At 60.4% G+C, this 4,447-nt stretch carries 2 protein-coding genes and 1 pseudogene; all 3 read left to right on the forward strand.

The window, feature by feature from the left end:
* The coding region (locus H5U08_RS10960; RefSeq protein WP_297032944.1) for a response regulator at positions 1-2,265 on the forward strand (2,265 nt) is incomplete at its 5' end.
* Between the two features lie 94 nt (positions 2,266-2,359).
* On the forward strand, positions 2,360-3,307 hold the full coding sequence (locus H5U08_RS10965; RefSeq protein ID WP_297032945.1) for a response regulator: 948 nt from the start codon (positions 2,360-2,362) through the stop codon (positions 3,305-3,307).
* A gap of 228 nt (positions 3,308-3,535) precedes the next feature.
* Positions 3,536-4,447 (forward strand): annotated as a pseudogene (locus tag H5U08_RS10970) (hypothetical protein); the annotation flags it as partial.

Here is a 4,447-nt window from a genome sequence, read left to right on the forward strand (position 1 = left end):
GTGCTCAAGTCGCCTGTTCACGATGCCCTGGGTCAGATTATCGGCGTCCAGGTGGTGTTCTGGGATGTGACGGAAAAAGTGGCGGTGCAGCGGGCTCTGGAGAAGGCGAAGGAGGCAGCGGAAGAAGCCAGCCGCGCCAAAAGCGAGTTCCTCGCCAATATGAGCCACGAGATCCGCACCCCGATGAACGCTATCCTGGGCATGGCGCAGCTTCTGGAACAAACCCGGCTGGATCCCGAACAGCGCGAGTACATCCGCATCATCCGCGAATCCGGCGATACCCTTCTCGCCCTCATCAACAGCATTTTGGATTTCTCCAAGATCGAGGCCGGCCGGCTGGAACTGGACGCCGTGGAATTTTCGCTCCGCGAGGTGGTGGGCGACACCATGAAGAGCCTGGCGGTGCGGGCCCACAAAAAACAGCTCGAGCTCGCCTGTCGCATCGCTGCCGATGTGCCCGATCAGCTTGTGGGCGATCCCGTGCGGCTCCGCCAGGTCCTTATCAATCTGGTCGATAACGCCATCAAATTCACCGAGCAGGGCGAGGTGGTGGTGGAGGTTGTCTTCAAAGAACGTCACGAGCGCGAGGCGATTCTCGAATTCGCCGTGCGAGATACAGGGATTGGGATCCCGCCGGAAAAACAAAAGCGGATTTTCGAGGCGTTCGAGCAGGCCGATCAGAGCATGACGCGACGCTACGGCGGGACTGGTTTGGGGCTCGCCATCTGCCAGCGGCTGGTGCATCTGATGGGCGGCCAGATCGAACTGGAGAGTGAACCCGGTCGCGGAAGCACATTTCGCTTTACCGCGCGTTTTCAAATCCCCAGCGCTGCCCCCGCCGCTCCTCCCACGCCCGAACTCGATACTTTCGGCACACGGCAAATCCTGGTGGTGGACGATCACGCCACCAACCGAAAAATTCTGGCCGAGATGCTTGCAAGCTGGGGTCTGGAAGCCGTTCTGGCGGCCTCAGGTGCCGAAGCGTTACAGATCATGGAACAGGCAGGCCAGACACCGCCTCCCGTCGTCATCACCGACGTGCGGATGCCCCAGATGGACGGCTATCAGCTTGTGGCAGAACTTCGCAAACGGTATCCCGCCGACAAAGTGGCGATCATCGTCCTCAGTTCGGAAGATCGGGCGGGCGATACAGAGCTTTTCCGGCAGATGGACGTCGTCGGCGTGCTCCGCAAACCCGTCAAACAATCCGAACTCTACAACGTGCTGGCAGAGGTCCTGGGACTCCAGTTCCGGCCGGCCGCCCCCGTGACGATTCCCCCCAGTTTTCCGGAGCTCTCGCCCCTGCGGGTGCTTCTGGTTGAGGACAGCCCCTTCAATCAAAAAGTGGCGATCGGGCTGCTGGAGAAGCACGGCCATCAAGTGACAACGGTGTCCAATGGGATAGAGGCCCTGAAAGCACTCGCCGATGGCGAGTTTGATTTAATCCTCATGGACATTCAGATGCCGGAAATGGACGGACTGACCGCCACAAAGGAAATCCGTGCCCGCGAAGCCCGTCTGGGACTGCCCCGAATTCCGATCATCGCCATGACGGCACACGCGCTGAAAGGAGATCGGGAACTTGCGCTCAGCGCCGGGATGGATGGCTACATCGCCAAGCCGTTCATCGCCGGAGAGTTTTTCCAGACCATTGCCGATGTTGTTCACAAGGTGCGGGGGATCAATCTGGGAGAAACCCAGACCCTGCCGGCGATTGATGCTGGAGCTGTTGCACAGACTGAGAAGGCCGACGAACTTGAACCGGCTCATGCGCCCCAGCAGACTACCGCGGGGGCATCGCCTGCCTCCCCGAGTGACGGTCCGTTGTCTGGGGGACTGGTGAATTGGCAGCATGCGCTGCGTTCGGCGGGTGGCGATCCCGACCTGCTCCGCGAGTTGATCGTCACCTTTCGTGAGGACATGCCGAGACAACTGCACATGCTGGAAGAAGCCGTGAACAAGCGGGATTGGGCCACCGCCCGCCGGGCCGCCCATACTCTCGGAGGTGCTTTCCGCCATTTTGGGGCCAAAACGGCTGCAGAAGCAGCTTACGAACTGGAGAAAACTTTTAAGGAAATCGAGACAGGGAGTGGATCGTCGGCCGAACCAACCGAAAAAAGCCAGCACACCCCGGATTGGTCTGCCCGGCTGCAGCGGCTGCGGGATTTACTCCGGCAGGTGCTGGACGAAGTCGCCCAGGGGGCCAACATCACGACTTCGGCCTCCTCAAAAAAGGACCAGTCACCGGGGGGCCCGGTCCACTAACACTTGACAGCGTTTTCGATTTGTCGCACCTTAACACAGGGGAACAGGCCGCACAACTTCCCGGCGGCCTTACCTTCCAAAAAGGGCCTGAGGGATGATTCGTGTCCTGGTTGTGGATGATTCGCCGGGTGATCGCCAGTGGCTGGCTGGTCTGCTGTCCCGGTCCCCTGATTATGAGGTTATCACGGCGGCCAACGGAGAGGAGGCCATCCGTCTCGTCAACGAGTATTCTCCCCATGTGATCGTCACCGACATGCTGATGCCGGGCATGAACGGATTGGAACTGGTGGCTGCGTTACGGCGGGCTTTCCCCGGCCTGCCGGTGATCCTCGTGACGGCGCACGGCAGTGAAGATCTGGCGATGGAGGCCCTGCGTCGCGGAGCCAGCAGTTATGTGGCAAAAAGCTGGGCGGCGCGGCGACTCCTTCCCACCGTCCACCAGGTGGCTGAAGCGGCCGTTCAGCGTGCCAAGATTTCTCAACTCAATCAGTATCTCCAGCATTGTCGATTCAGCTTCAGCCTGGCGAGTGATTGCCAGCTTCTCAAACCGATTCTCAACTTTGTGCACGGCCTGCTGGAGTGCCTCGAGCTGGACAGCGGCGAAATCACGCGGATCAATATCGCCCTTCAGGAAGCCCTTTCCAATGCGGTCTTTCATGGCAATCTCGAGCTATCTTCGGCCCTTCGAGAAGAAGACGAGGCCCAGTATTTCGCACTAGCGGAGCGCCGCCGAAAAGAACCCCCTTACTGCAATCGGCGGGTCTATTTTCGCGGGGAACTCTCCCGCCAGAAGCTCGAGTTCGTCATCCGCGATGAAGGGCCGGGCTTTGATCCTTCCGTCCTGCCCAACCCTCACGATCCCGAATCCCTGGAATGTCCATGCGGCCGGGGACTGCTCCTCATCTATTCCTTCATGGACGAGGTCTCCTTCAACGAACGCGGCAATGAAATCCGGCTCGTCAAGCGTCTCGCTGAAAAAGGGGCAAGAGAGCAGGCGGGGGTTGGGCCGCGGGACGCGCCGGAAGAGACGCCCGTCCGTTAATCCATTAAAGACTGGCCGACCAAGCGATTCGGTTTCATCCGGATCATGGAACGACTGGGAGGGCTCGGTTCCACCCCGGCCGATCGCGCTGCTTCTCACCCCGGACTTGTCCAGCCCGTAGCAATAGGGGACAATGCTACGCGTTCACGGGGACGGTTGGTGAATCGGGACCACGACCGGCCCCGCATCTTTCTTCCCCCCGAATAACTCCGTTGAGAGGGCCAGCCCATGCGTGCCGCCTGGTTTTGCATGACGTGTTTGGCCGTCTTCCTCGTCCATTCGCTGGATATCCGAGGAGAAGAAACGATCCTTTACGTGAGTCCCCAGGGCAACGACGCCTGGTCGGGGATGATCGCCTCACCGAACCAGGATCGGAGCGACGGTCCTCTGGCCAGTCTCACGGCCGCCCGAGATGTCATCCGCAAGCTGAGGGCGGCGGGCCGCTCGGGAACCTTCCGCGTCCGCATCGCGCCGGGCGAATACACCCTCTTCCAGCCGCTGGTGCTGGAACCTCAGGACAGCGGCACGGCTGAATCTCCTGTCATTTACGAAGCACAGGGGCCGGAAAAACCGCGCTTCACCGGCGGCCGCCGCATCACCGGGTGGAAGAAACAGCCAGATGGACTGTGGACCGCACACATCCCGGAGGTCGCCGCCGGCCAGTGGTATTTCGAACAACTGTGGGTCAATGGGCGACGGGCAACCCGCGCGAGAAGTCCCAATAAGTTTTACTTCTACGTGCAGAGGAAGATCGACCATTTCGTCGATTCTGCCACCGGCCAACCGGTGGAAACGGGCAATCGGGCGTTCCAGGCACGCAGGGAAGATGTCGCGCCCCTTTTCAATATCCCCCGGGAAAGGCTCTCTGACGTGACGCTGGTGACCTATCATTCCTGGGAAACCTCCCGATCCCGCCTGGCCAGCGTCGATCCCCAACAGAACATCGTCACCATCACGGCTCCGATCCCCTGGGGTTTTGCCTACTGGGGGCCGAATTGCCGGTACCATCTGGAGAATTTTCGGGCCGCCCTGGATGAGCCGGGAGAATGGTTTCTCGATCGGGACGGTACTCTCTTTTACTATCCACGAGCGGACGAGGATATGACGACGGCCGTCGTCATGGCCCCGGTGGTCTCTGAG

It is taken from the genome of Thermogutta sp. (assembly GCF_014359955.1).
GTDB lineage: Bacteria > Planctomycetota > Planctomycetia > Pirellulales > Thermoguttaceae > Thermogutta.